Consider the following 24,692-nt stretch of genomic DNA (forward strand, 5'->3'; position numbering starts at 1 on the left):
TGACTCCGGTGGTGGGAAGCGGCAGTCTGGCGGCGCGCCGGTCCGGTGGCTAAAGTCATTCGTGCAAGGAAGCGGACGAACGTGCCAAAACGCGCCGAGCCCATCACCGTCGCCCTGCTGGGCACGCCGGCCGCCTCGGCGGCGACGCTGTACGGGTTCTACGACCTGCTGGCCGGCACCCGCCGCGACTGGGCGATGCTGCACGGGCGCACCCCGCCGCCCTCGCCGTTCCGCCCCCTGGTGGTCAGCCGCGACGGCCGGCCGTTCGTCGCCGGCAACGGCGTGCGCATCACGCCCGAGGCCAGCCTGCTGGACTGCCCGCGGCCCGACATCGCGGTGGTCACCGACCTGATGATCCCGCCCGGCGGCGCGGTCGGCGACGTCGACGACGAGGTGCGCTGGCTGCGCCAGGCCTGGGACGGCGGCGCCACGCTCTGCTCGTCGTGCTCGGGCGCGCTGCTGCTGGCGCGCACCGGGCTGCTGGAAGGGCACGATGCCACCTCGCACTGGGCCTACTGCGACCTGCTCGCCCGGCAGTACCCGCGCACCCGCTGGCATGCGCAGCGCGGGCTGGTGGCCGCCGGCCCCGACCAGCGGCTGCTGATGGCCGGCAGCGGCGCCGCCTGGCACCTGCTGGCCCTGGCGCTCATCGCCCGCTTCGCCTCGCCCGACGAGGCGATGCAGGTGGCCCGGGTCAACCTGCTGGGCGGCGACGAGGTGAACGCGCTGGCCTATGCCTCGCTGACCCGCGGCCCGCAGGCCGACGACCCGGTGGTGCTGCGCTGCCAGGCCTGGGCCGCGTCCGGCTACCGGCAGGAGAACCCGGTGCGGCAGATGGTCGCGCTGGCCGGCCTGCCCGAGCGCACCTTCAAGCGCCGCTTCACCGAGGCCACCGGCATGAGCCCGCTCGACTACATCCACACCGTGCGGCTGGAGGAAGCCAAGCAGCTGCTCGAGGCGACCGAGCTGCCGGTGGAGGCGATCGCGCTGGAGGTCGGCTACCAGGACGCCAGCTTCTTCGGCCGCCTGTTCCGGCGCAAGGCGGCGCTCACGCCGGCGCAGTACCGGCGCCGCTTCGGCCCCCTGAACGCGCAGCTGCGCCGGGTCGCGCAGCCGGCAGGGGCGGCTACCCCAGGTCCTGCGGGCTGAAGCGGTCGCGCCGGGCCAGGGCGGGAAACAGCCGCAGCCAGGCCGCCGCCACCAGCAGGGTGCCGACGCCGCCGGCCACCACCGAACCCACCGGTCCCAGCAGGGCGGCGGTCGCGCCCGACTCGAACTCGCCCAGCTGGTTGCTGGCGCCGATGAACAGGGTGTTCACGGCCGCCACCCGCCCGCGCATCGCATCGGGCGTCTCCAGCTGCACCAGGGTCTGGCGCACGATCACGCTCACCATGTCGGCGGCGCCGGAGACGGCCAGCGCCACCAGCGACAGCGCGAAGCTGGTCGACAGGCCGAACACCACCATGCAGGCGCCGAACACCGCCACCGCCACCAGCAGCCGGTGGCCGACCCGGCGCGTGAGCGGCCAGCGCGCCAGCGCGGCCGCCATCAGCAGGGCGCCCACCGCCGGCGCCGAGCGCAGCAGCCCCAGCCCGGTGGCCCCGACGTGCAGGATCTCGGCCGCGAAGATGGGCAGCAGCGCCGTCGCGCCGCCCAGCAGCACCGCGAACAGGTCGAGCGACACGGCGCCCAGCAGCACGCGGCTGTTGCCGATGAACTTCACGCCCGCCAGCAGCGACGCGATGGTGGGCGGCTCGCGCGGCGGCGGCGCGTGCTCGTAGCGCACCGTCGTCAGCACCACGCAGCCGGCCGCGAACAGCGCGAAGCAGCTGCCGTAGACCACGCCGACGCCGCCGGTGAACAGCAGCCCGGCCAGCGCCGGCCCGCCGATCACCGCCGCCTGCACGCCGGCCGAGCCGAGCGCCATGGCGCGCGCCAGCATCTCGAGCGGGACGAGCGCGGGCAGCAGCGCCTGCTGCGCCGCCATCTGGAACGGCCGCAGGCCGCCCAGCAGCACCGACAGCCCGAGCAGCACGCCGCGCGACGCCCAGCCACCGGTGGTGGCGGCCAGCAGCAGCAAGGCCACGCCGCCCTGCACCGCGTAGCAGGCCAGCACCAGCCGGGCGCGGTGGAAGCGGTCGGCGGCATGGCCGGCCGGCAGCGCGGCGGCCAGCGAGGGCGCGAACTGTGCCAGCCCCACCAGGCCCAGGTCCCAGGCGCTGCCGGTGAGCCCGTACATCTGCCAGCCGATCGCCAGCATGAGCATCTGCTGCGCGCCGGTGCCGACGAAGCGGGCCAGCCAGAAGCGCAGGAAGGCGGGGTGCTGGAGGAGGGACACGGGCGGCGATTGTCGCCGCCCCGGCTGGGCCGGCGCCGCGCCGGTGCCCGGTCACAGCGGGCAGCTGTTCGCCAGGTCCGTTCCCTCGCGCGGGATCACCTTGCTGGCCGGCGGCTTGTGCTGGCCGCGCGTTTCCACCCAGCGCTCGAGCGCCTGGAAGGCGGCCCGGTAGCACGGCGCGATCGGGCGCAGCCGGTCGGGGAACAGGTCGTACAGCTGGTCGACGTGGTTACCGCCCTGCACCACGTAGAACCGGTGCAGGTGCGTGCGCCCGGCGCCGTTCACCAGGTCGGCATAGGGCGTGGAGTTGGTGCTGATCGGCAGCAGCGAATCGAGGTCGCCGTGCAGCGTGATCAGCGGCTTGCCGATGCGCCCGTCCAGCGCGATCCGGGCCACCGCGTCGCGCACCGCTGGCGGCCGGGCGGCGTAGGCGTAGTCGGCGTCGCAGAACGGCGTGCCCGACGGGCAGAACGGCACGCCGGCCTCGAGCGCGCCGTCGTAGCCGGGATCCATCTCCTCGCGGTAGGTGCGCTGGGTCAGGTCCCAGTAGACCGCGTAGTGGTGGTCCCACAGGAATTCGGAGCCGGGTGCGAAGCCCACCGCCACCATCTCGTCGTGCGCCCGCGCGTCGCCGCTGGCGCGCCAGCCCGGGTAGTTGCGCAGCGCCGCCGGCAGGTAGGTGAACAGGTTGGGCCCCTCGGGCCGCCACAGCGCGCCTTCCCAGTCGACGCCGCCGTCGTACAGGTCGGGCCGGTTCTCCAGCGCGTGCCGGGTCAGGTAGCCGCCGTTGGAGATGCCGGTGATGTAGGTCAGGGCGGGCGCCTGCCCGTAGCGCTGCCGCACCGCGTCCTTGGCGGCGATCGTCAGCTCGGTCACGCGCCGGTGCCACTCGGCGATGGCGTCGCCGGGCGTCGAGCCGTCCTTGTAGAAGCTGGTGCCGCTGTTGCCCTTGTCGGTGGCCGCGAAGGCGTAGCCCTGGGCCAGCACCCAGTCGCTGATCAGGTAGTCGGTGGCGAACTGGCGCCGCACGCCGGGCGCGCCGGTGATGACGAGCTTGCCGTTCCAGTTGTCGGGCAGGCGGATCACGAACTGCGCGTCGTGGTTCCAGCCCTGGTAGCTGTTCGTGGTCGAGGTGTCGGGAAAGTAGCCGTCCAGCTGGATGCCGGGCACCAGGCCGGTCGGGTTGCGGGTGGCGGCGGAATGCAGCGGCAGCCAGTCGCTGGCATCGGTGTGGCCGGTCGCCGTGAGGTAGGTCGTCGACAGGTCGTCGAGGCAGGCGGCCTGCTGCTTTTCGGCGCCGGGCACGGCGATGGCCGCGATGTTGGCGCAGTGGCCGGACTGGGCCTGCGCCAGCCCGGCGGCGGCGAGCAGGGCGGCCGCCATGGCGCCGCGCAGCAGCCGGCAGGGGGAAGGCATGGTGTCTCCTTGGAAGTCGTCTTGCAACCCCTTGTAGCAAGGCGCTGCACGGCCGGGCCGAAGGCCCGCGCCGCAACCCGGAGTCACTTTTTTTCCCGTGCCGGCGCAGGCCCCTCCGCCCTGGGCCGCAGCGGCGGCGGCGTGGCCCTGCGCGTCGACGGCGGCGCCCGGCGCGGCTCGCCGGTCTGCTTGCGGTAGTGCGGTGGCCAGGGGGCATCGCCCTGCCCGGCGCTCTCCTGCCGCGCCGACAGCTCGAGCAGGGCATCCAGCGCCCCGGCGGCGGCGTCGATGCCGGCATGCGGATCGCCGATGGAGCGAAAGCGCGCCGGCACCGTCTTCAGCGTGAAGTCGGCCGGATCGCAGGCCGGCAACTCGTCCCAGCCCAGCGGCGCCGAGACGCGCGCATCCGGCCGCGGCCGCACCGAGTAGGCCGACGCGACCGTGCGGTCCTTGGCGTTCTGGTTGTAGTCGACGAACACGCCGTGCCGCTCTTCCTTCCACCAGGCCGCCGTCGCCAGCCCGGGCGCCCGCCGCTCGACCTCGCGCGCCAGCGCCAGCGCGGCGCGCCGGACCTGGTCGAAGCTCCAGCGCGGCGCGATCCGCACCAGCACGTGGATGCCGCGCGAACCCGAGGTCTTGGGCCAGCCCACCAGGCCATGCTCGGCCAGCAGCTCGCGCGCGACGGCCGCGACGGCACGGATCTGCGGCCAGTCCACGCCCGGCACCGGGTCCAGGTCGACCCGCAGCTCGTCCGGGTGGTCGAGGTCGCCGGCGCGCACCGGGTGCGGGTGCAGCTCGATGCAGCCGAGGTTGGCCAGCCAGGCCAGCGCGGCGGGCTCGCACGGCACCACTTCCTCGGCGGTGCGGCCGGACGGGAAGCGGATCGTGCTGACGTCGAGCCAGTCCGGCCGCTGGGCCGGTGCCCGCTTCTGGAAGAAGAACTCGCCGCCGATGCCCTCCGGGTAGCGCACCAGCACGCAGGGCCGGCCGCCGGCCCCGCGCAGGGCGCCCCCGGCGACGGCCAGGTAGTACTGCACCAGGTCGAGCTTGGTGACCCCGGCGTCGGGGAACAGCAGCTTGTCCGGATGGCTCACCGTGACGGCATGGCCGTCCACCTCCAGCACCACGGCATCGGCTGTTTTCGGCATCCGGCCAAGGTACCCCCATCGACGACAATACGGGGTTGGCTGCAACGCTTTGCAGCTCATCGGCCCGCCAGGGGCCGGCCTTCCCGAAAGTCCCCGTTCCGTGTCTGCTACGCCCTTTGCCGCCGAGACCCGGCGCCGCCGCACCTTCGCCATCATTTCCCACCCCGACGCGGGCAAGACCACGCTGACGGAAAAGCTGCTGCTGTTCTCGGGCGCGATCCAGATCGCCGGCGCCGTGAAGGGCCGCAAGGCGTCGCGCCATGCCACCTCGGACTGGATGGAGATCGAGAAGCAGCGCGGCATCTCGGTGGCCTCGTCGGTGATGCAGATGCTCTACCGCGACCACGTGATCAACCTGCTGGACACGCCGGGGCACAAGGACTTCTCGGAAGACACCTACCGCGTGCTGACGGCGGTCGATTCGGCGCTGATGGTGATCGATGCCGCCAACGGCGTGGAGTCGCAGACCCGGCGCCTGATCGAGGTCTGCCGCCAGCGCAACACGCCCATCATCACCTTCGTCAACAAGATGGACCGCGAGGTGCGCGAGCCGCTGGACATCCTGGACGAGGTGGAGCGCGAGCTCGGCATGCCGTGCGTGCCGATGACCTGGCCGGTGGGCAAGGGCAAGAGCTTCGGCGGCATCATGAACCTGCGCCGCGGCGCGATGACGGTGTTCGAGTCCGGCAGCGAGCGCCGCCCGCAGGACTTCGAGACCCTGCCGCTGTCCGACGCGGCCGCCCTGCGCCGGCGCTTCGACGGCGAGTACGACCATGCGGCCGAGGGCATGGAACTGGCAGCCGGCGCCTCCCCCGAATGGGACCACCAGGCCTTCCTGGACGCCAAACAGACGCCGGTGTTCTTCGGCTCGGGCGTCAACAACTTCGGCGTGATGGAGGTGCTGGACGCGCTGGTCGACCTGGCGCCGGCGCCGCAGCCACGCAAGAGCTCGCTGCTGGTCAACCGGCAGCCGGTCGAGAAGGTTGTCGAGCCGGCCGACCCGGCCTTCGCCGGCGTGGTGTTCAAGGTGCAGGCCAACATGGATGCCAACCACCGCGACCGCATCGCCTTCGTGCGCATGGCCTCGGGCCGCTACACGCCGGGCATGAAGCTCAAGGTGCAGCGCACCGGCAAGGAGCTGCGGCCGACCTCGGTGGTCACCTTCCTGTCGCAACGGCGCGAAGCGGTGGACGAGGCCTACGCCGGCGACATCATCGGCTTCACCACCCACGGCGGCGTGCAGCTGGGCGACACCATCACCGACGGCGCCAACCTGCAGTTCACCGGGCTGCCGTTCTTCGCGCCCGAGCTGTTCATGACGGTGCTGCTGAAGAACCCGCTGCGCACCAAGCAGCTGCAGCAGGGCCTGGCCCAGCTGGGCGAGGAAGGCGCGATCCAGGTCTTCCGGCCGCAGGTCGGCGGCGCCATGCTGCTGGGCGCGGTCGGCCAGCTGCAGTTCGAGGTGGTGCAGCACCGCCTGAAGGCCGAGTACGACGCCGACATCCGGCTCGAGGGCTGCCAGTACACCGGGGCGCGCTGGATCACCGCCGACACGCCGCAGGAGCTGCGCGCGTTCACCGATGCGTATCCGCAACGGATGGCGCTGGATGCGGCCGATGCCCTGGCATTTCTTTGCACTTCGCCCTACGACGTGCGGCTGGCGCAGGAACGATTCCCCAAGATCCACTTCCACCTGTTGCGCGAGCACGCCGGGCTTTCGTTACAAAGCTGAACAACTGGAATAGCCCAGCAATAATCGGCGCTCCTTCCTGGAGTCGCCCGTGCTTCCTCGTTCCCTGCGCCGCGCCGCCGGCCTGGCAGCCGCCTCGCTCAGCGTCCTTGTCGCCGGATGCGGCGGCGGCGGCGGCAGCGACTCCGCCACCGCGGCCAGCTTCTCCCCCGCCGCGGTGTTCCCCGCCTCGGCCGCGCTGGCCAACGTGTGCACGGTCGAGGGCCAGAAGCGCTGGGTGCGCAGCTACCTGGACGAGAGCTACCTGTGGTGGGACGAGGTGCGCGAGGTCGACAGCTCCCGGTATGCGACCGCCGCGGCCTACTACGACGCCCTGCTGGTCAAGACGCTGGACGGCAACGGCCAGCCGCGCGACCGCTTCAGCACCAGCATGTCGACCGCCGTCGCCAACATCCTGCAAGGCGTGCCGGCGGCCGCCGGTCCTGCCGTGGCCGTCGGCAGCGCCAGCCCGGTCCCCTTCACCAGCACCCTGGTCAGCGGCGGCGGCCGCAAAGTCGGCTACGTGCTGTTCAACGAGCACCGGCAGGGCGCGCAGGATGCGCTGATCACCGCCTTCCAGGGGCTGAAGACGGCTGCCATCCAGGACCTGGTGCTGGACCTGCGCTACAACCCCGGCGGCTTCCTCTACATCGCGCAGACCGCGGCAGCCATGGTGGCCGGGCCGTCGGTCGAGGGCCAGGTGTTCGAGCGCCTGACGTACAGCGCCAGGCGCGCCGCCGACACGGCCAGGGACGTGTTCCACTTCTCGACCCGCGTCACCACCGCCGAGACCACCTACCCGGTGGGGACCGCCCTGCCGCAGCTGGACCTGCCGCGGGTCTACATCCTGGCCTCGCAGTACACCTGCTCGGCCAGCGAATCCATCATCAACAGCCTGCGCGGCATCGGCGTGCAGGTCATCCTGGTGGGCGACCGCACCTGCGGCAAGCCTTACGGCTTCCACCGCCGCGACAACTGCGGCCAGGCCTACTTCCCGATCGAGTTCAAGATCTCCAACGCGCTAGGCTTCGATGGCTACAGCAGCGGCTTCCCGGTGCAGTGCCGGGTGGTGGAGAACCCGCTCAAGGCGCTCGGCGCCACCGACGAGCCCCTGCTGGCCGCCGCGCTCACCCACATCGACAGCGGCGCCTGTCCGGCCGGCAGTGCCGCCGGCGTGCTGGTCGAGTCCGCCATCCACTCGCCGCTGGAGCGCGCCGGCGCCCCGGCGTCCACCGATCCCATGTACCAGCCCGGCTGGGACGGCCGCAAGCTGCTGAACTAGTGCTGCCGCTCGCCACCTGGCCCCTGGCTGCCCGGCGCGGGATTGCCGGGCTGTTCACCGACATCGACGACACCCTCACCACCGAGGGCGCGATCACGGCCGACGCGCTGCAGGCGCTGGCCCGGCTGCGCGCGGCCGGGCTGCACGTGGTGCCGGTCACCGGCCGGCCGGTCGGCTGGAGCGCGCCGTTCGCGCTGGCCTGGCCGGTCGACGCCATCGTGGCCGAGAACGGCGCCGTGGCGCTGGTGCCCGACGGCCGCGGCGGCCTGCGCAAGCTCTACCAGCAGGATGGCCCCACCCGGGCGGCCAACCAGGCGCGCCTGCAGGCCGTGCTGGCCCGCATCGAGCGCGAGGTGCCGGGGGCGCGCCGCGCCACCGACAGCGCCGGCCGCGAGACCGACATCGCCATCGACCACAGCGAGTTCACCACCCTGCCGCCGGCCGCCATCGACGCCGTGGTAGCGCAGATGCGCGCCGCCGGCATGACCGCCACCGTCAGCTCGATCCACGTCAACGGCTGGTACGGCGCGCACGACAAGCTCAGTGGTGCGCGCTGGATGGCGCGCGAGCTGTTCGCCACCGACCTGGACGCGCAGCTGGAGCGCTGGGCCTACGTGGGCGACTCCACCAACGACGTGCGCATGTTCCAGCACTTCGGCCACGCGATCGGGGTGGCCAACATCCGCCGCTTCGCCGGCCAGCTGGCGCACGAGCCGCACTATGTCACCGAGGGCGAGCGCGGTGCCGGCTTCACGCAGGTGGCCGACGCCATCCTGGCGGCACGCGCCCGGCCCTGAGCGCGCCGCCGCGGCGTCACTGCGACCGCCGCCGGGAATGCTCGCGGCAGGCCTGCGCGAACGCCTCCAGCGTGCGGGCATAGAACGGGTGGCGCGCGTGGTGCCACTCGGGGTGCCACTGCACGCCGAACGCGAACGCCGACGCATGCTCGACCCGCACCGCCTCCACCAGGCCGTCGGGCGCGTGGCCCTCGGCGACCAGGCCCTCGCCCAGGCGCCGGATGCCCTGGCCGTGCAGCGAGTTGACCTGGGCCCGGGTGCCGCCGGCCCACTGCGCGAACGCGCTGCCCGGCGTCAGCACCACCTCGTGGCGCTGCGCGAACTGCGCCTCCAGGTCGTCGGTCTGCGGCTCGCGGTGGTCCATCAGGCCCTGCTCGCCGTGCACGCGCTGGTACAGCGAGCCGCCGAGGGCCACATTCATCTCCTGCAGCCCGCGGCAGACGCCGAACAGCGGCGTGCCGCCCCGGATGGCCGCGCGCACCAGCACCATGGTGAGCGCATCGCGGCGCGGATCCAGCAGGTCGGTGTCGAGCGGCCGGGCGCCGAAGCGGCTGGCCTCGACGTTCGACGGCGAGCCGGTGAGCAGCACGCCGTCGACGGCCGGCAGCAGGTCGGGCACGTCGGCCGCGCCCGCCATCGGGAACAGCACCGGCTGCAGGCCGAGATCGGTGACGCATTGGGCGTAGCGGTCCGCCAGCACCGTGTACCCGCCCGGGTCGGACAGGTCGAGGTGGCGATGGCAGGCCGGCAGCCAGACGAGCGGCTTGTGCATGGCCGCATTGTCGACCGGCACCGCCGCCACTGCAGCGGCGCGGCCGCACGTTTGCGCGTCGGACGGCGCGGACTCAGCCGGGCTTGGCCAGCCCCAGCTTGGTGATCAGCGCCTTCTCCTTGGCGAAGGTGTCCTGCGCGAACTTGGTGTACTGGGTCGAGCTCATGTACATCGGCAACATGTCGTAGCGGGCCAGCGCCTGCACGTAGCTCGGATCCTCCATCGCGGTCTTGAAGGCGTCGTGCAGGCGCTTGACCACCGCCGGCGGGGTGCCGCGCGGGGCGCCGATGCCGAACGGCGAGTTCTGCACGATGTTCAGCCCCAGCTCCTTGAGCGTGGGCGCGTCCGGGAACTTGGCCAGCCGCTGCTCGCCCCAGGTGTTGAGCACGCGCAGCTTGCCGGCCTCGACCAGCGGCGCGAAGCCGGTGGAGTCGGCCGCCGCCATGATGTGGCCGCCGACGATGGCCTGCGCCAGGTCGGCGCTGCCCTTGTACGGCACGTGCTGCAGCTGGATGCCCAGCTCCTGTGCGATGAGCTCGGTGGTGAGGTGCGGGCTGGTCAGCGTGCCGGTCGAGCCGTAGGTCAGCTTGCCGGGATTGGCCTTGGCCCAGCCGACGAAGTGGGTCCAGCTCTTGAGCGGCGAGTCGGTCGGCACCACGATGCCGAACGCATAGCCGGTCACGTTGATGACGTAGCTGATGTCCTTGACCGGGTCCCAGTTGATCTTGGTCGTGTACGGCAGGCGGAACACCCCCAGCGGGATCTGCGCGAGGGTGTAGCCGTCGGCCGGCGAGGTCTGCAGCTGCTGGGCGGGCAGCGACCCGCCGGCGCCCGGCTTGTTCTCGACCACCACCGGTTGGCCCAGCACCTTGCCGGCGTTGTCGGCCAGCGAGCGCATGGTGATGTCGGTCGGCCCGCCGGCCGGGAAGGCGATGACGAGCTTGAGCGGCCGGTTCGGGAAGGCGCCCGACTGCGCGAGGGCGGGCAGCGCGGTGCCGGCGGCGCCGGCGGCGGCGAGCTGGATGAGATGGCGGCGGCGCATGGGAACTCCTGTGTTGTGTGCCTGGCAGGCGCGATTGGACGGTGGTGGCCGGCCCGGCTCAATCGGGATGTACCCGGCCGCTGTCACCTGGGCGAATCAGCCGAGGAGGAAACGCTCCAGCACCGCCAGCTCGGCGGCGGCCGGCTCGCCGCGGCCGGTGACCACGGCGTACACATGGCCGCGGAAGGCCGAGCCGCCGCCGGCCAGCGGATCGCCCCAGCCGATCAGCAGGTCGCCGTAGGGGCCGCCCGCCAGGCCGGCGCCCGCCGCCGCTGCGGCCACGCCGTTCACGCGCAGCTGCTGGCGGCCGGGCGCGGCCACCAGCGTGAGCACGGCCGGCGCGCCCGACGCCAGCGCCGGACCGTCGAGGACCACCGACTGGCCGTTGACGTCGGTCCAGCGGGCCTGGGCACGCCCGCCGCTGACCGCCAGCGCCGAATGCCAGCGCTGGCCGGCCGCCGTGGCCTGGAACACCGTGCCGGCGGCCGCCGCGGTGGGCAGCCGCACGACGGCCAGCGCGAAGTGCGGGTCGCCCAGCCCGTAGGGCACGCGGTTGCGCGGGTTCGGGAAGCTGCCGCCGGGAATCGGCTTGTGGCACCAGAAGCCGACCGCGCCGTCGGCCGTGAGGTCGGCATGCGGGCGGCCGTCGGCGCGCAGCACCGGCGGCCGCAGCGGCCCCATGCCGGGACCGTCCTGGTTCATCCAGTTGAGCATCTCCATCACGTTGCCGACGCTGGAGCCGCGGCCCGAATCGGCCAGCGCGCGCACCGGCTCGCCGTCGCGCGCCGGATGCCCGAGCAGGAAGTCGGTGTAGCCGTCGGCCAGGTCCCACTTGCATGCCGCGTAGCGCGCCAGCAGCGCCAGCGCCGCCTCGGCCGGTTGCGTGGCGGCGGCCGCGACGGGATCGGCAAAGGTCGCGATGCGGCGCGGCGGCGGCACCTGGCGGTCGGGCGCGGCGCTGTAGCGCAAGGTGGCCACGCCGTCGCCGGCCGGCGTGTAGCGGATGCTGTCCTGGCCGTTGGCGCCGGCCGGGATGGCCAGCGTGCTGCGGTCCAGCGTGCCGCCGCCCTCGAGGCTGACCTGCAGCACGAGCGGGGCCGCGAGGTTGCCGCGCGCATAGACCGTGACGGCGACCGGCACCCCGGGCGCGCCCGCGCCGGCCACGTCGTCGAACAGGGCCGCGCGGTCCAGCCCCTGCGCGCCCAGCATCACGCCGGCCACCAGCGGCGGCACGGTGCGGTCCTGGTGCCAGCCGGGCACGTGGGTGATGGCGTGGTTGCGCGCCGGCCAGTGGCTGCCGCCCATCCAGCTCTGCGTCTCCCAGCCGGCCTGCGCGCTGTGCGCCATCAGGCGGCTGAAGGCCTCCTGCCAGCGCGCGTCGTCGACCGGCATGCCGGTCTCGGTGAGCGCGACCCGGGTGCCGTGCGCGGCCGCCCAGTCGGTGGCGATCTGCATGCGCGCGCGCCCGGTGTCCGGCGTCATGCGGCCGGGGCCGAAGCCGGCCACGAAATCCTTCTGCAGTTCCAGGTCCCAGTCGAAGCCGGCGCCGTTGTTCCAGGCGTCCAGGTAGCTGTGCACCTCATACACGATGTTGCTGCCGGGCAGCGGCCACTCGGGGTTGTGCTCGGGGCCGATGTTCATCGCCCCGCCCCAGAAGTTGCCCGACAGGTAGATGGTGCCCACCGGGTCGACCGCCCGGATGGCCGCGATGCCGGCGCGCGCGAACACCGGCCAGATCGTCTTGTCGTCCTCGAAGTCCTGCGACTCGACCACCTGGCCCGGGCGCGGCAGGTCGTGCGGTTCGTTCATCAGGCCGTAGCCGCCGAAGCCGGGGTGCGTGGCCCAGCGCTGCGCCGCGCGCCGCCAGAAGTCGGCGAAGGCCGCCGGCTGCAGCGTCGCGCCCGGGGCGGTGGCGAACACCCGGGTGAAGACCCGCGACGGATCGGTGGTGAAGGCGCGCGCCTCGGCGTCCGCTGCCGCCGTCAGCCCGGGCACCGAGCCGTCGGCCTGGAAGCGGAAGTCGATGTAGCGGCAGTAGTTGTGGCAGTCCAGGATGCAGCGGGTGCCGGCCGCCGCGTGGGCGTCGAGCACGCCGTCGATGCAGCGCGCATAGCCTTCGTGGAACGCACCGGGCTCGCCGATCAGGACCCGCGCCTGCGCGTTCGCCACCGTGTCCACCAGCATCGGCTGCAGCAGTTCCCACATGAAGGGCAGCCGGTTCTTGCCGAAACCGTCGCGCGCCAGCCAGCGCACCTCGGCGGCGCGCGGCACGGTGAAGTCCTGGTTGGGCCGCGTGTTGGGGCCGGCGCGCACGCCGAACGCCGTCTCCATGCCGGCCAGGTTGGTGCCGATCAGCGCCGAGGCGGCGACCGCCGGCAGGTCATCGGTGGCGGCGGCCGTGGCGGGACCGGGCCCGGCCGCTGGCGCGGCAGCGGGCGCGCCGGCGCTCGCTGGCCCGGCCGTCCCGCCACCGCCGCCGGCTCCGCCACCACCGCCGCCGCAGCCACCCAGGCCGAGCAAGGCAGCGATGGCCGCGCCCTGGTTGAAGTCCCTGCGCCGCATCGCGCCTCCTGCGGCCGAGGGGCCGCCAGCCAGTGTGGGTGGCGGACCGCGGGCGCCGTGTCAGGACCGGCGACAGAGGTAACGAGCGTTGTTGCGTTGGAGGGCCGCCATTGTCCTGTCGCGCATCGCCTACTCATCCGAAGAAAGAAAATGTTGCCCGACAGGCCGGGTTGGAAACTTTCCCAGGCCTGCGCGACGGCGTGGGCCCACAAAACCTCCAACCTCAAAGGGACCATGACATGAAAGCTGCATCGATATTGGGCGTCGCACTGCTCGCGCTGGTCGGCACCGCTCAAGCCCAGACCACCGCATCCCGCATGGGACTGCAGGCGGGCCGCATGTATGGGGAAGTCGGCTACACCTACATGGACTTCCGCGGCACGACCAACGGCGTCAGCTTCAGCGGCCATCCCGGCATCCTGCGGGGCATCGTCGGCTACGACTTCCATCCCAATTTCGCCGCCGAGGGCATGCTGGGATTCGGCGTGCACAACGCCGACATCAACGTCGCCGGGGGTGCGATCCAGGGCGAGTCGAAGATCCAGAGCACGTTCGGCCTGTTCGGCAAGGCCAAGTGGGAGACCCCCCAGTACGAGGTGTTCGGTCGCCTGGGCTACGCCTGGACCCGGGTCAACACCGACATCCGCACCGCCACGTTCTCCACCGGCAGCACCTCGGACAACGCGAACGACGTGGCCTACGGCATCGGCGCCAACTGGAAGTTCACGCAGAGCGGCTACACCGGCTACCTCGGCGTGGACGTGATGCGCTATTCGGACAAGAGCACGGCCAGGCTGGACGGCATCACCGTCAGCCTCGGCACGAAGTTCTAGCCGCCCGGGCCGGCTAGGCGCGCTCGAACACCGGTTCCAGCGCGCGGCCGGTGTGGGTGCCCAGCCGCACCACCTCCTCGGGCGGTGCGCTGGCCACCACCTGCCCGCCGGCGTTGCCGCCCTCGGGCCCCAGGTCGACGATCCAGTCGGCCTCGGCGATCACGTCGAGGTCGTGCTCGATCACGACCACGCTGTGGCCGCCGTCCACCAGGCGGTGCAGCACCCGGATGAGCTTTTCCACGTCGGCCATGTGCAGTCCCACGGTCGGCTCGTCCAGCACGTACAGCGTGTGCGGCGGCTTCTGGCCGCGCCGCGTGACGTCGTCGCGCACCTTCGACAGCTCGGTCACCAGCTTGATGCGCTGCGCCTCGCCGCCCGACAGCGTGGGCGAGGGCTGGCCCAGGGTGAGGTAGCCCAGGCCCACGTCCTCCAGCAGCCGCAGCGGGTGGCTGATGGCCGGCATGGAGGCGAAGAACTCCACCGCCTCGTCGACCTCCATCTGCAGCACGTCGCCGATGCTCTTGCCGCGCCAGGTGACCGCCAGCGTCTCCGGGTTGAAGCGCGCGCCGTGGCATGACTCGCAGGGCACCTTGACGTCGGGCAGGAAGCTCATCGCGATGGTGCGCACGCCCTGGCCCTCGCAGGTCGGGCAGCGCCCCTCGCCGGTGTTGAACGAGAAGCGGCCCGGGCCGTAGCCGCGCGCCTTGGCCTCCAGGGTGTCGGCGAACAGCCGCCGGATGGTGTCCCAGAAGCCGATGTAGGTGGCCGGGCAGGAGCGCGGCGTCTTGCCGATCGGCGTCTGGTCGACCTCCAGCACGCGGTCGACGACCTGGTAGCCGTCGAGCGAGCGGCAGCCGCTCCAGGCCGGGTGCCGGCCCCTGTCGTCGGCCTCGCGGCCGGCCTTGGTGCTGCGCTGCTGGACCGCCGCCTGCACGTTGTGCAGCAGCACGTCGCGCGCCAGGGTCGACTTGCCCGAGCCCGAGACGCCGGTGACGGCGACCAGCCGCCGCAGCGGGACGTCGACGTCGACCTGGCGCAGGTTGTGCAGGTCGGCCCCGCGCAACTGCAGGAAGCCCTGGGACGCGCCCTCTTCCGCGGTCTCCGCCACGTCGGCCAGGACCGGCGCCTTCCTGCCCTTGCGGCCCTTGGCGGCGGGCTCCGGCGTGCTCTCGCCTCCGTTGGCGGCCGGCCGGGGCGGCGGCAGGTCGCCGACGATCCGGCGCGGATTGAGCGGGTGCTTCATCGCGTGCAGCAGGTAACGGCCGGTGAGCGACTCGTCGTTCGCGGTGACGTCGGCCGCGCTGCCCTGCGCGATGACGCGGCCACCGCGCTTGCCGGCGCTGGGGCCGATGTCGATGATGTGGTCGGCGCGCCGGATCGTGTCCTCGTCGTGCTCCACCACCACCAGGGTGTTGCCCTTGCCGCCCAGCTTGTGCAGCGCGTCCAGCAGGATCTGGTTGTCGCGCGCGTGCAGGCCGATGGTGGGCTCGTCCAGCACGTAGCAGACGCCCTGCAGGTTGGAGCCGAGCTGGGCCGCCAGCCGGATGCGCTGCGCCTCGCCGCCCGACAGGGTCGGGGCGCCACGGTCCAGCGTCAGGTAGCCCAGCCCCACTTCCTCGAGGAACTCCAGCCGCGATCGGATCTCCGGGATCAGGTCGCGCGCGATGCCCTGCTCACGCTCGCTCAGCACCTGCGCGCGCTGCAGCCGCTCGACCCAGCCCCGCACGTCGGCCACCGACAGCGAGGCGATCTCGTCGATGCCCAGGCCGGCGAACTTCACCGCCCGGGCCTGCTCGTTCAGCCGCGTGCCCTCGCAGCGCGGGCAGACCTCGTCGGTGAGGTCTTCCACCTCGGGTTCGGCGAAGGTCTGCTCGCGGCCCTTGTTGTCCTCGGCCACCACCGTGTCGTCGAAGGCCTTGCGCTGCTCGCGCGTGAGCCGCACGCCGGTGCCCACGCACTCGGGGCACCAGCCGTGCTTGCTGTTGTACGAGAACAGCCGCGGGTCCAGCTCGGCGTAGCTGGTGCTGCACACCGGGCAGGCGCGCCGGGTGGAGAACACCTGCACCGTGCCGATGTCGTGGTGCTTGCCCACGCCGTCCTGCATGCGCTCGCGCAGCCCGTGCAGCGGCGCCAGCAGGTGCAGCACGCCCTTGCCGTGCTGCAGCGCCTCGGCCAGCTTGCGGCGCAGCAGGTCCTCGTTGGCCGGCGTGACGTCCAGGTCGCACACCGGCAGCTCGATGGTGTGCTCCTTGAAGCGGTCGATGCGCGGGAAGCCGGTGGTGGGCAGGAAGTTGCCGTCCACCCGCAGGTGGCTGAAGCCGCGCGGGCGGGCCCACTCGGCCAGCTCGGTGTACACGCCCTTGCGCGCGATCACCAGCGGCGCCAGCAGCCCGACGTGCTGGCCGCGGTAGCGCTTGAGGATCTGCGCGGCGATGCTGTCGGGCGTCTGCGGGCGCACCTCGGCGCCGTCCTTGACGCAGTGCTGCACGCCCAGCTTGACGTACAGCAGGCGCAGGAAGTGCCACACCTCGGTGGTGGTGCCGACGGTGGACTTGCGGCCGCCGCGCGACAGGCGCTGCTCGATGGCCACCGTGGGCGGGATGCCGTACACCGCGTCCACCTCGGGCCGGCCGGCCGGCTGCACGATGCTGCGCGCATAGGCGTTGAGCGACTCGAGGTAGCGCCGCTGGCCCTCGTTGAACAGGATGTCGAAGGCCAGCGTCGACTTGCCCGAGCCCGACACGCCGGTGATGACGCTGAACTTGTTGTGCGGGATGTCGACGCTCAGGCTCTTGAGGTTGTGTTCCCGGGCGTTGACGATCTGGATCGCCTGGGCGGGCCGGGCCGGTGCCGGCGGCCGCGTGGCGTAGGCCGCCTCGGGGCTCTGCACGCTCCACACCGGCCGCTCGACGCCGAACGTCACGTCGTACTCGCGCAGCGCCCTGGCGGTGTGCGAGGTGGGATGCTGCTTGACGTCCTCCGGCGCGCCTTCGGCCACCAGCAGGCCGCCGGCGTCGCCGCCCTCGGGCCCCAGGTCGACCAGCCAGTCGGCCGCGCGGATCACGTCCAGGTTGTGCTCGATCACCACCAGCGAATGGCCGGCCTCCAGCAGCTTGCGCAGCGCGCGCATCAGCTTGGCGATGTCGTCGAAGTGCAGGCCGGTGGTCGGCTCGTCGAACATGAACAGCGTGCCCTTGGCCGCCAGGCCCTGGCGCGACGCCGGCGTCGTGCGCGCCGCCTGGGCCAGGAAGCCGGCCAGCTTGAGCCGCTGCGACTCGCCGCCCGACAGCGTGGGCACCGGCTGCCCCAGCTTCACGTATTCGAGGCCCACGTCGACGATGGGCTGCAGCGCGCGGATGACGTCGCGGTCGCCGGCGAACAGCTGCGCCGCCTCGCTCACCGTGAGTTCCAGCACGTCGGCCACGTTCAGCACCCGCGGCTGGCCGCCGATGGCCTGGCGCTCGATGGTGACCTCCAGGATCTCGGGCCGGTAGCGCTTGCCGTCGCAGTCGGGGCAGCGCAGGTAGACGTCGGACAGGAACTGCATCTCGACGTGCTCGAAGCCCGAGCCGCCGCAGGTGGGGCAGCGGCCGTCGCCGCTGTTGAAGCTGAACTTGGAGCCGGTGTAGCTGCGCTCGCGCGCCAGCGCGCTGGTGGCGAAGATCTCGCGCAGCGCGTCCCAGGCGCCGACGTAGCTGACCGGGTTGGAACGCGCCGTCTTGCCGATCGGCGACTGGTCGACGAACACCACGTCGCCCAGGTGGTCGGCGCCCAGCAGACGCTCGTGGCGGCCGGGCGTCTCGGTGGCGCGGCCGAAGTGGCGCAGCAGCGCGGGCGCCAGGATGTCCTGCACCAGGCTGGACTTGCCCGACCCCGACACGCCGGTGACCACCACCAGGCGCTGCAGCGGGAACTCCACCGACAGGTCCTTCAGGTTGTGCTCGCTGGCGCCCTCGAGCACCAGCCGCGGCGTGGCCGCCGTCACCGCCCGCTTGAAGCCCATGCCCACGTGCTTGCGCCCGCCCAGGTAGGCGCCGGTGAGCGTGTCGGCGCCGCGCAGCGCGTCGGTCGTGCCGTCGAAGACGATCTGGCCGCCCTTCTCGCCCGGGCCCGGGCCCATGTCGATCATGCGGTCGGCCGCCAGCATCACGGCCGGGTCGTGCTCGACCACCACCAGCGTGTTGCCGGCGTCGCGCAGGCGCTGCATGGCCTCGGTGATGCGGTGGATGTCGCGCGGGTGCAGGCCGATGCTGGGCTCGTCGAGCACGAACAGCGTGTTCACCAGCGAGGTGCCGAGCGCCGTGGTGAGGTTGATGCGCTGCACCTCGCCGCCCGACAGCGTGCGGCTCTGGCGGTCCAGCGTGAGGTAGCCGATGCCCACGTCCACCAGGTACTTCAGCCGGGTGGTGATCTCCTCGAACAGCAGCTTGAGGGCGGCGTGCTCGCCGTCGCCGGCCTGGCCGCCGGCCCGGGGTTCGAGGCGGGCGAAGAACGCCCGCAGCCGGTCGATCGGCAGCTGCATCAGGTCGTGCAGGCACAGCCCCGGCAGCGCCTCCAGCTGCGCGCGGGACCAGTCGACGCCGACCGGCAGGAAGCGCTGCTGCGGCGGCAGCACGGCGTCGGCGTCCTCCTTGCTGCCCAGGCGCCACAGCAGGCTGTCCAGCCGCAGGCGGGCGCCGTTGCAGGTCTCGCAGGGGGTGTAGCTGCGGTACTTGGACAGCAGCACCCGGATGTGCATCTTGTAGGCCTTGCTCTCCAGGTACTCGAAGAAGCGCTTGATGCCGTACCACTGCTTGTTCCAGTTGCCCTCCTTGTAGTTGGGCGTGCCGTGGATCACCCAGTGCTGGTGTTCCGGGCTGAGCTTGGACCAGGGCGTGTCGCGCGGGATGCCGGCCGCCTCGGCGTGCCGCATCAGGTCGTCCTGCGCTTCCGACCAGGCCGGGGTCTGGATGGTCTTGATGGCGCCGGCGCGCAGCGTGAGCTTGTCGTTCGGGATCACCAGCCCGTAGTCGACCCCGATCACCCGGCCGAAGCCGCGGCAGACTTCGCACGCGCCCACCGGCGAGTTGAACGAGAACATCGACGGGATCGGGTCGGCGTAGCGGATGTCGCTGTCGGGGCAGTGCAGCCCGGTGGAAAAGCGCCAGGTCTCGCTCTCGGTGTCGCTGACCGCGGCATACACCGACAGCCGGCCGGCGCCGCGCTTGAGGGCGACCTCGATGGCCTCGATGGCGCGCACCTTCTCCACGCCCTGGATGCGGAAGCGGTCGGCCACCACGTCCAGCACCTTGCGCGGCCCGGTGGGGGTGGCCACCTCGCGCTCGGCCTGCACCCGGGTGAAGCCGCTGGCGGCCAGCCACTGCTCCACCTCCTGCGCCGTGGTGCTGGCCGGCAGTTCGACCGGGAAGGTGAGGACCAGGCGCGGGTCGCTGTCGCGGGTGCGCGCCATCAGCTCGGCGTACACCGTCTCGGGCGAGTCGTGCCGCACCCGCTTGGCGGTGCGGCGGTCGAACAGCTCGGCGGCGCGGGCGAACAGCAGCTTGAGGTGGTCGTTCAGCTCCGTCATCGTCCCGACCGTGGAGCGCGAGGAGCGCACCGGGTTGGTCTGGTCGATGGCGATGGCCGGCGGCACGCCCTCGACCCGGTCGACGGCAGGCTTGTCCATGCGGTCGAGAAACTGGCGCGCGTAGGCCGAGAAGGTCTCGACGTAGCGGCGCTGGCCCTCGGCATACAAGGTGTCGAACACCAGGCTCGACTTGCCCGAGCCGCTGGGGCCGGTGACGACCGTCAGCTCCCCGGTGCGCAGGTCGAGGTCGAGGTTCTTGAGGTTGTGCTGCCTGGCGCCGCGGATGCGGATCAATCCCTGGGTCATTCGGCTGGTTCTTTCGAGCGAAGGCCGAAGATTCTAGGGATGCGCGGCCGGGCAGCGCCGCGCAAGGTCTTGCGGCATTCCTGCCGCATTGGCGGGCCGGGCCGGCCGCCGGGTGCGACTTACTTGGCAGCCGAGGCGGCCGCGGCGGCCGGCGCGGGCGCCGAACCGGCCGCCGCCGGCACCGATGCCGGGCCGGCGGGCGCGCTCACGGCATCGGCACCGTGCTTCTCGCCGCCCATGTCGATCTTGTCACCCGCCTTGGAAATCACGTACAGGGCCACCGCGGCGAACACGATGAACCCGACCACCAGCTTCCACATGGTTGCGCTCCGATCCCTGGAAGGAGAAGACGTTCAACAAAAAGCCCGCGGCGCGGGGCCGCGGGCCTTTCAGTGACGGTCCTCGCCGCGCTCAGTCGTGGGCGTAGATGTCCACGTCCTTGGTCTCGCGCACGAACAGCGTGCCGACCACCAGCGTCACGGCCGCGATGATGATGGGGTACCACAGGCCGTTGTACATGTTGCCGGTCTGGGCCACGATGGCGAAGGCCGTGGTCGGCAGCAGGCCGCCGAACCAGCCGTTGCCGATGTGGTAGGGCAGGCTCATCGAGGTGTAGCGGATGCGGGTCGGGAACAGCTCCACCAGCATCGCGGCGATCGGCCCGTACACCATGGTGACCAGGATGACCAGGTAGGTGAGGATCACCACCATCATCACCTTGTTCATCTTGGCCGGGTCGGCCTTGGCGGGGTAGCCGTCGGCCTTGAGCGTGTCGGACACCGCCTTCTTGAAGTCGGCGTCCTTCTTCTTCACGTCGTCGGCGGCGGCACCCTTGGCGCTGTACGCCGGGATGCTGGCGCTGCCGATCTTGATGACGGCGGTCGTGCCGGCCGGCGCGGCCTCGTTCTCATAGCTCACCGAACCGGCGGCCAGCACCTGCTTGGCGATGTCGCACGAGCTGGTGAACTTGGTCGTGCCGGTGGGGTTGAACTGGAACGAGCACTCGGCCGGGTCGGCCACCACCACCACCTTGTTCTTGGCCTGGGCGGCCGCGAGGTCGGGGTTGGCCGCCTCGGTCAGCGCCTTGAACACCGGGAAGTAGGTGAGCGCGGCCAGCAGGCAGCCGGCCATGATGATGGGCTTGCGGCCGATCTTGTCCGACAGCGCGCCGAAGATGATGAAGCCGGGCGTGCCGATCAGCAGGGCGGCGGCGATCATCAGGTTGGCGGTGACCGCATCGACCTTCAGCTGCTGCGTCAGGAAGAACAGGGCGTAGAACTGGCCCGTGTACCAGACCACGGCCTGGCCGGCGGTCAGGCCCACCAGCGCCAGGATGACGATCTTGAGGTTCTTCCACTGGCCGAACGACTCGGTCAGCGGCGCCTTGGAGGTCTTGCCCTCGCTCTTCATGCGCTGGAAAGCCGGCGATTCGTTCAGCGACAGCCGGATCCACACCGAGATGGCCAGCAGCAGGATGGAGACCAGGAACGGGATGCGCCAGGCCCAGTCGGCGAAGGCGGCCTCGCCGACCATGGTGCGCACCCCCAGGATGACCAGCAGCGACAGGAACAGGCCCAGCGTCGCGGTGGTCTGGATCCACGAGGTGTAGGCGCCGCGCTTGCCCATCGGCGCGTGCTCGGCCACGTAGGTGGCGGCACCGCCGTACTCGCCGCCCAGGGCCAGGCCCTGCAGCAGCCGCAGCGCGATCAGGATCACGGGCGCCGCCACGCCGATGCTGGCGTAGGTGGGCAGCACGCCGACGATGAACGTCGACAGGCCCATGATCAGGATGGTGACCAGGAACGTGTACTTGCGGCCGATCATGTCGCCCAGGCGGCCGAAGAAGATGGCGCCGAACGGACGGACGATGAAGCCGGCGGCAAACGCCAGCAGCGCGAAGATGAACGCCGAGCCTGCGTCGAGGCCGGCGAAGAACTGGCGCGCGATGATCGCGGCGAGCGATCCGTACAGGTAGAAGTCGTACCACTCGAATACCGTTCCGAGCGACGACGCGAAGATCACCTTCCTCTCTTCGGCGGTCATCGGGCGGGCGGCAATGCCGCTGGCGGCCGTTGCTGTTGCCATCGTGTTGTCTCCTTTGCGTGCCCGAGATGGACACAGACTGGCATTCTTGGCGGCGGCTCTGACCGCCCGCTTGCGCCAAACCAACGCAGGCTTGCGCGAAACTGAACGGGCTCTGACAACTTCAGGGCAAACCCGCAGGCCGCGTTTCACCATGCGGGTCGGGCGGTGCCGACGAGCTGGCACCCCCGGGAAAACCACGAGCGCGCCGCGCCGGCGCTGTCAGCCGCGCGCCGGCCGCACCGGCACCGCCGTGGCGGCCGCCGCCGCGTCCCAGCCGGTGGCGAACCAGGGGTCGCCCTGCAGGTAGGCGCGCAGCATGGGCAGGGCGTCGGCGCCCCAGAACAGCTTGTCGTCGACGGCGATGGTGGGCACGCCGAACAGGCCGGCCGCCAGCGCCTGCGCGCCGGCCGCCTTCAGGTCGGCCTTGACGTCCTCGCCACCGGGGTCGCGGGCCGGCGCGAGCTGCTGCTGCAGCGCCTGCAGGCGCGCCGGGTCGGCGGCCTCGAGGCCACCGACCCAGACATGGCGGAACAGCGCCTCGCAGACATGGCGGTTGGGGCCGCAGGCGTGCGCCAGCCGCAGCAGGCCCAGCGGGTTGAACGGGTGCGAGGCCGGCATCTGCAGCGCGATGCCGTGCACGTGGGCCTGCCAGAGCACCTGGCGGTAGGTCCATGCGCGCTTGCCGGGGATCTCGGCCGGCCCGAGCTGGCCATGGTGCTTGAGCAGGCCGGCGAACAGCACCGGCCGGTAGTCCACCGCGTGGCTGATGCCCTCCAGCGCCTGCGGCAACTGCTCGAACGCGAGGTAGGCGTAGGGCGAGATGAAGTCGAGCCAGAAGGTGAGCCGTTTCATGCGTCCTCCGGTGTCGCCGCCCCATCGGCCCGCGCGCGCAGGCCGCGCCAGACCTCGCGCCGGTGGGCGTCGGACAGGGTGCTCCAGGCGCCGATCTCCTCCAGCGTGCGCAGGCAGCCCTGGCACAGGCCGGTGGCGTCGTCGATGCGGCAGACGTTGTTGCAGGGCGAGGGCACCGGCGCGCCCGGCGGCAGGTCGGCCAGCCGCGGCCACTGGCGCCGGATGTGGCGTGCGGCCGGGCTCACGCGCCCGGCTCCTGCGCCACGTCGGCCACCGGTGCACCGGTCAGCCGCTCGAGGTCCTGCGGGCGCAGCCGGAAGACGCCGTGCGGATGGCCGGCCGCGGCCCAGATCTCGTCGAAGCGGAACAGCTCGCGGTCGATCAGCGTCACCGGCGCCTGCAGGTGGCCGATGGGCGCGACCCCGCCGATGGAGTAGCCGGTGCGTGCCTTCACGAAGCTGGCGTCGGCGCGCCCGGTCGGGCCCACCAGTGCCTCGACCTTGCGCTCGTCGACCCGGCGGTCGCCCGAGGTGACGACCAGCACCGCCGCGTCGTCGGCCCGGCGGCGGAAGACGATGCTCTTGGCGATCTGGCCGACCGCGATGCCCAGCGCGTCGGCCGCCTGCTGCGCCGTGCGCGCGGCATCGTCCAGCATCACCGGCAGGTGCGGATGCCCCTGGTCCTGCAGCAGGCGGGCGACGCGCTGCACGCCGTCGGGAAGGGAGGACAGTTCAGCGCCGCACATGGAGACCTGCCGTGTCGGGGTCGAGCCCGCCTGTCGTCATGCCGGGGGCGACCCGGTCGAACGTCATCCCGGGCGTGCCGCGATCGAGCGTCATGCCGGGGCTGACCCGATCCAGCGTCAGGCCGGGACGGACCCAACCGATCGTCATGCCGGGCTTGACCCGGCATCCATCGCCGGACCGTCGATCGGCCCGGCTCGATGCAGCGGCCGCCGCGTCGTGCCCTCCCGGAGATGGATTGCGGGTCGAGCCCGCAATGACGAGGCCCTTGGTCGGGCCCGCGATGACCGCGCCCCTCATCCCGCCCTCTTGTTCAGGATCGCCGTGCTGGCGCGCGAGTTGGGCTTGCGCTGCAGGAAGTCGCTGATGTACGCGCCGGCGTCGACCAGCTTGTCGAGGTCGATGCCGGTCTCGATGCCCAGGCCGTGCAGCATGTAGACCACGTCCTCGGTGGCCACGTTGCCGGTGGCGCCCTTGGCGTAGGGGCAGCCGCCCAGCCCCGCCGTCGAGGTGTCGTACTGCCAGACGCCCATCTCCAGCGAAGCCAGCGTGTTGCCCAGGGCCTGGCCGTAGGTGTCGTGGAAGTGGCCCGACACGCTGTCGAGGTCGTAGTGCTGCAGCGCCGCCTCCATGGCCGCCTGCACCTTGCGCGGCGTGCCGACGCCGATGGTGTCGGCCACCCCGACGTGCTGCACGCCGATGTCCTTCATCAGCCGGGCCACCATGGCCACCCGCTCGGGCGCGATCTCGCCCTCGTACGGGCAGCCGACCGTGCACGAGATGGCGCCGCGCACCGCGATGCCGCGCCCGCGCGCCGCCTCGACCACCGGCGCGAAGCGCTCGATGCTCTCGGCGATGGAGCAGTTGATGTTCTTCTGGCTGAAGGCCTCGCTGGCGGCGCCGAAGACGACGATCTCGTCGGGCCGGCTGGCCACGGCGGCCTCGAAGCCCTTCATGTTGGGCGTGAGCACCGAGTAGCGCACGCCGGGCTTGCGCCGGATGCCGGCCATCACCTCGGCGGCGTCGGCCATCTGCGGCACCCACTTGGGCGAGACGAAGCTGGTGACCTCGATCTCGGTCAGGCCGGCGTCCTGCAGCCGGTGCACCAGGCCGATCTTCACCTCGGCGGGGACCTGGGCCTTCTCGTTCTGCAGGCCGTCGCGCGGTCCGACGTCGACCAGCTTGACGCGGGATGGCAGCTTCATGGCATCTGTCTCCAAA

19 protein-coding genes are annotated in these 24,692 nt (G+C 72.0%); 5 read left to right on the forward strand and 14 right to left on the reverse strand.

The window, feature by feature from the left end; all coding sequences use genetic code 11:
- Window positions 1–81 precede the first annotated feature (81 nt).
- Window positions 82–1,149 carry a GlxA family transcriptional regulator gene (locus tag GON04_RS24495; RefSeq protein ID WP_338051046.1) on the forward strand — a complete coding sequence of 356 codons (1,068 nt, stop codon included), beginning with the start codon at window positions 82–84 and terminating at the stop codon, window positions 1,147–1,149.
- On the opposite strand, the gene GON04_RS24500 is transcribed toward GON04_RS24495, so the two are convergent.
- The 3 genes from GON04_RS24500 to ligD form a co-directional block, all read right to left on the reverse strand.
- The gene (locus GON04_RS24500) at window positions 1,127–2,338 is read right to left on the reverse strand and encodes an MFS transporter (protein ID WP_181653749.1); all 1,212 of its coding nucleotides are present in this window, start codon (window positions 2,336–2,338) and stop codon (window positions 1,127–1,129) included. The two genes, GON04_RS24495 and GON04_RS24500, sit on opposite strands and share 23 nt — an antisense overlap.
- 51 nt (window positions 2,339–2,389) lie before the next feature.
- Window positions 2,390–3,754: a tannase/feruloyl esterase family alpha/beta hydrolase gene (locus GON04_RS24505; protein ID WP_181653750.1), complete on the reverse strand. Its 1,365-nt coding sequence runs from the start codon at window positions 3,752–3,754 to the stop codon at window positions 2,390–2,392.
- A gap of 83 nt (window positions 3,755–3,837) precedes the next feature.
- The gene (gene ligD, locus GON04_RS24510) at window positions 3,838–4,902 is read right to left on the reverse strand and encodes a non-homologous end-joining DNA ligase (protein ID WP_157400564.1); all 1,065 of its coding nucleotides are present in this window, start codon (window positions 4,900–4,902) and stop codon (window positions 3,838–3,840) included.
- A gap of 100 nt (window positions 4,903–5,002) precedes the next feature.
- Here ligD and GON04_RS24515 point away from each other — a divergent pair, with 100 nt between their 5' ends.
- From GON04_RS24515 to GON04_RS24525, 3 genes are read left to right on the forward strand one after another with little or no spacing between them, the layout of a single operon-like run.
- Window positions 5,003–6,634, forward strand: a complete 1,632-nt coding sequence (locus tag GON04_RS24515) for a peptide chain release factor 3 (RefSeq protein ID WP_181653751.1) — start codon at window positions 5,003–5,005, stop codon at window positions 6,632–6,634.
- Window positions 6,635–6,683: 49 nt separating this feature from the next.
- Window positions 6,684–7,913, forward strand: coding sequence for a S41 family peptidase (locus GON04_RS24520; protein WP_157400566.1), 1,230 nt, complete (start codon window positions 6,684–6,686; stop codon window positions 7,911–7,913).
- Window positions 7,913–8,710 carry an HAD-IIB family hydrolase gene (locus GON04_RS24525; RefSeq protein ID WP_181653752.1) on the forward strand — a complete coding sequence of 266 codons (798 nt, stop codon included), beginning with the start codon at window positions 7,913–7,915 and terminating at the stop codon, window positions 8,708–8,710. Before GON04_RS24520 ends, GON04_RS24525 begins: the two co-directional genes overlap by 1 nt.
- A gap of 16 nt (window positions 8,711–8,726) precedes the next feature.
- On the opposite strand, the gene GON04_RS24530 is transcribed toward GON04_RS24525, so the two are convergent.
- From GON04_RS24530 to GON04_RS24540, 3 genes are all read right to left on the reverse strand, one after another.
- Window positions 8,727–9,482: a gamma-glutamyl-gamma-aminobutyrate hydrolase family protein gene (locus GON04_RS24530; RefSeq protein WP_157400567.1), complete on the reverse strand. Its 756-nt coding sequence runs from the start codon at window positions 9,480–9,482 to the stop codon at window positions 8,727–8,729.
- A gap of 73 nt (window positions 9,483–9,555) precedes the next feature.
- Window positions 9,556–10,524, reverse strand: a complete 969-nt coding sequence (locus tag GON04_RS24535) for a tripartite tricarboxylate transporter substrate binding protein (RefSeq protein ID WP_157400568.1) — start codon at window positions 10,522–10,524, stop codon at window positions 9,556–9,558.
- 96 nt (window positions 10,525–10,620) lie between these two features.
- Window positions 10,621–13,086 carry a glycoside hydrolase family 5 protein gene (locus GON04_RS24540; RefSeq protein WP_157400569.1) on the reverse strand — a complete coding sequence of 822 codons (2,466 nt, stop codon included), beginning with the start codon at window positions 13,084–13,086 and terminating at the stop codon, window positions 10,621–10,623.
- Window positions 13,087–13,325: 239 nt separating this feature from the next.
- Between GON04_RS24540 and GON04_RS24545 the strand changes: the two genes are divergently transcribed.
- Complete coding sequence (locus GON04_RS24545) at window positions 13,326–13,919, forward strand: outer membrane beta-barrel protein (protein WP_157400570.1); 594 nt, start codon at window positions 13,326–13,328, stop codon at window positions 13,917–13,919.
- A 13-nt stretch (window positions 13,920–13,932) separates the two neighbouring features.
- On the opposite strand, the gene uvrA is transcribed toward GON04_RS24545, so the two are convergent.
- The 8 genes from uvrA to GON04_RS24585 all read right to left on the reverse strand — a co-directional run bounded on the left by uvrA (window position 13,933) and on the right by GON04_RS24585 (window position 24,676).
- Window positions 13,933–19,791 carry an excinuclease ABC subunit UvrA gene (uvrA, locus tag GON04_RS24550; RefSeq protein WP_157400571.1) on the reverse strand — a complete coding sequence of 1,953 codons (5,859 nt, stop codon included), beginning with the start codon at window positions 19,789–19,791 and terminating at the stop codon, window positions 13,933–13,935.
- Window positions 19,792–19,910: 119 nt separating this feature from the next.
- The gene (locus GON04_RS24555) at window positions 19,911–20,111 is read right to left on the reverse strand and encodes a hypothetical protein (protein WP_157400572.1); all 201 of its coding nucleotides are present in this window, start codon (window positions 20,109–20,111) and stop codon (window positions 19,911–19,913) included.
- 91 nt (window positions 20,112–20,202) lie between these two features.
- Window positions 20,203–21,876: an MFS transporter gene (locus tag GON04_RS24560; RefSeq protein WP_157400573.1), complete on the reverse strand. Its 1,674-nt coding sequence runs from the start codon at window positions 21,874–21,876 to the stop codon at window positions 20,203–20,205.
- A gap of 219 nt (window positions 21,877–22,095) precedes the next feature.
- Entirely contained in the window at window positions 22,096–22,728 is a 633-nt protein-coding gene (locus GON04_RS24565; RefSeq protein WP_157400574.1) for a 2-hydroxychromene-2-carboxylate isomerase, read from the reverse strand.
- Window positions 22,725–22,973, reverse strand: a complete 249-nt coding sequence (locus GON04_RS24570; RefSeq protein WP_181653753.1) for a DUF1289 domain-containing protein — start codon at window positions 22,971–22,973, stop codon at window positions 22,725–22,727. Before GON04_RS24570 ends, GON04_RS24565 begins: the two co-directional genes overlap by 4 nt.
- Window positions 22,970–23,473, reverse strand: a complete 504-nt coding sequence (locus tag GON04_RS24575; RefSeq protein WP_157400575.1) for a YbaK/EbsC family protein — start codon at window positions 23,471–23,473, stop codon at window positions 22,970–22,972. The genes GON04_RS24570 and GON04_RS24575 overlap by 4 nt, the downstream gene beginning before the upstream one ends.
- Window positions 23,460–23,771 carry a hypothetical protein gene (locus tag GON04_RS24580; protein WP_157400576.1) on the reverse strand — a complete coding sequence of 104 codons (312 nt, stop codon included), beginning with the start codon at window positions 23,769–23,771 and terminating at the stop codon, window positions 23,460–23,462. Before GON04_RS24580 ends, GON04_RS24575 begins: the two co-directional genes overlap by 14 nt.
- Window positions 23,768–24,676, reverse strand: coding sequence for a hydroxymethylglutaryl-CoA lyase (locus GON04_RS24585; protein WP_157400577.1), 909 nt, complete (start codon window positions 24,674–24,676; stop codon window positions 23,768–23,770). The genes GON04_RS24580 and GON04_RS24585 overlap by 4 nt, the downstream gene beginning before the upstream one ends.
- Window positions 24,677–24,692: the final 16 nt, after the last annotated feature.

Origin of the sequence: Ramlibacter pinisoli, assembly GCF_009758015.1 — a bacterium.
GTDB classification, from domain to species: domain Bacteria; phylum Pseudomonadota; class Gammaproteobacteria; order Burkholderiales; family Burkholderiaceae_C; genus Ramlibacter; species Ramlibacter pinisoli.